The sequence below is a fragment of the Pseudonocardia sp. KRD291 genome, assembly GCF_019263595.1.
Classification (GTDB): Bacteria; Actinomycetota; Actinomycetes; order Mycobacteriales; family Pseudonocardiaceae; genus Pseudonocardia.
On record NZ_JADQDD010000477.1, the window covers coordinates 1 to 2408 of the forward strand.

A 2408-nucleotide genomic window follows, 5' to 3' on the forward strand; every position below is an offset into this window, starting at 1 on the left:
CCATTCTCAACTTATAGCGGGCCGGGGGGCTTGTGGCAAGACCCGGGTCGTGCCGCAGAATCGCCCCTCGTGCCGGGTCCCGCGGAAACGGGAGCCGTCCATTCGCGCCGAAAGGGGGCGATCTCCTGCTCGAGGTGATCGACGTGGTCGGGGCGGGCCGAACGAGCATGACCGGAGCAGGGCAATAAAAAGTCGGCGTGTTCTCCGGAAATGTTTCGGAGGCCGCCGATTGTGTCCTCATTTTACGAACTGTGAGGGGCCTGTGTCAACTCAGGGACACGACGAGGAATTGCGATCCGAACGGGACCACGTGGCCGACCTCTACGTGCGGCTCGACGCCGACCGCGCGCGGGCGCAGCGCGGGTACGACGCGGCGCTGGCCGGGACCGGCGGGACACCCATGGAACGCGACGTGCAGGTGCGCGCGTCGGCCAAGGAGGTCACGCGGCTCAAGGTCGCGGACAACGGGCTGTGCTTCGGCCGGACGGACTCGCTCTCCGGCGAGCGCTCCTACATCGGCCGGATCGGCATCTTCGACGCCGACGACGACTACCGGCCGTTGCTGCTGGACTGGCGGGCTCCGGCATCGCGCCCGTTCTACGTCGCCACCGGCGCGCACCCGGAGGGCATCCGCCTGCGGCGCCAGTTCCACACCCGCGGCCGCCGGCTGCTCGACTTCACCGACGAGCTGCTCGGCGGCGACGACCCGTCCGCCGAGGACGGGGACGCGGCACTGCTCGCGGCGGTGAACGCGCCGCGCGGCGACGGGATGCGCGACATCGTGGCCACCATCCAGGCCGAGCAGGACGGGATCATCCGGCTCGACCACCCCGGGGTGGTGGTGCTCGAGGGCGGTCCGGGCACCGGGAAGACCGTGGTGGCGCTGCACCGCGTCGCCTACCTGCTCTACACCCGGCGGGAGCGGATGGAACGTCACGGCGTGCTCGTGGTCGGGCCCAACCCGGCGTTCCTGGACCACATCGGCCGCGTCCTGCCGTCGCTGGGCGAGTCCGACGTGGTGTTCACGACCACCGGCGGTCTCCTGCCCGGCCTGCGCGTCACCGCCGAGGACGCCCCGGACGCGGCGCGGGCCAAGGGCTCGCTCGCGGTCCTCGACGTGCTCGCGGCGGCGGTCGCGGACCGGCAGCGCCTGCCGGAGCACCCGCTGCCGATCGAGCTGGCGGACACGACGGTGCGCATCGACGCCGCGACCGCGCAGTGGGCACGGGACGAGGCTCGGGCGAGCGGGCTCCCGCACAACGGGGCCCGCGCGGTGTTCACCGAGATCGTCACCTACGTGCTCACCGAGCGGGCCGCCGCCCGGATCGGACGGGGCTGGCTGAGACGGCAGGACCGCGACGCGTGGGCCGACCTGCGCGCGGACCTGAGAAGGGAGCTCGCCGAGCACGAGGCGTTCGCCGCCGCGCTCGACGGGCTCTGGCCGATCCTGACGCCGCAGACCCTGCTGGCGCCGCTCTACACCTGTCCGGACCGGCTGCGGGCGGCCGGGGCGGACCCGTCGCTGGCCCGTGCCGACGGCGAGGCGTGGACGGTGTCGGACGTGCCGCTGCTCGACGAGCTCCTCGACCTGCTGGGGCCCGACCCGGCGGTCGAGGAGGCGGCCCGGCGGGCCGTCGAACGGGAGGTGCGGGCCGAGACCGAGTACGCCGCCGGGGTGATGGAGCTGCTCACGCTGGACCGCGAGGAGCTCGACGAGGACATCGGGGTGGCCGTCGGAGACCTGACCCACCACGAGAACCTGGCCGAGCGTTTCGTCGGGGTCGACACCCGGGACCTCGCCGAACGTGCCGCCGAGGACCGCGACTGGACCTACCGCCACGTCGTCGTCGACGAGGCCCAGGAGCTCTCCGAGATGGACTGGCGGGTGCTGATGCGGCGCTGCCCGGGCCGCTCGTTCACCGCGGTCGGCGACCTCGCCCAGCGCCGGTCACCGGCCGGTGCGACGTCCTGGGCGGCGATGCTGGAGCCCTACGTGCCCGGCCGCTGGGTGTACCGGTCGCTGTCGGTGAACTACCGCACCCCGGCCGAGATCATGACCGTGGCCGCCGCGCTGCTCGCCGAGTTCGCGCCCGGGGTCGCGCCGCCGGAGTCGGTCCGGGCGTGCGGCGTCGCGCCGTGGTCGCGGCGGGTCGGCGACGACGACCTGCGCGCGGCCGTCGAGGAGTTCACCGCCGCCGAGGCGCAGCGCGAGGGCACCGCCGTCGTGATCGGGCCACCGGGGACGCCGGGCGCGGTGGCGCCGTCGGCGACGAAGGGCCTCGAGTTCGACGCCGTGCTGGTCGTGGACCCGGACCGGATCCTCGCCGACGGCCCGCACGGCGCGGCCGACCTCTACGTCGCCCTCACCCGTGCCACCCAGCGCCTCGGCGTCGTGCACCGGGCCCCGC

1 protein-coding gene is annotated in these 2408 nt (G+C 74.0%); it reads left to right on the forward strand.

Annotated features, from left to right (window positions below):
• Window positions 1–262 precede the first annotated feature (262 nt).
• Window positions 263–2408, forward strand: a 2146-nt coding sequence (gene helR, locus I4I78_RS31925) for an RNA polymerase recycling motor ATPase HelR (RefSeq protein WP_218615234.1), incomplete at its 3' end; no start/stop codon positions are given.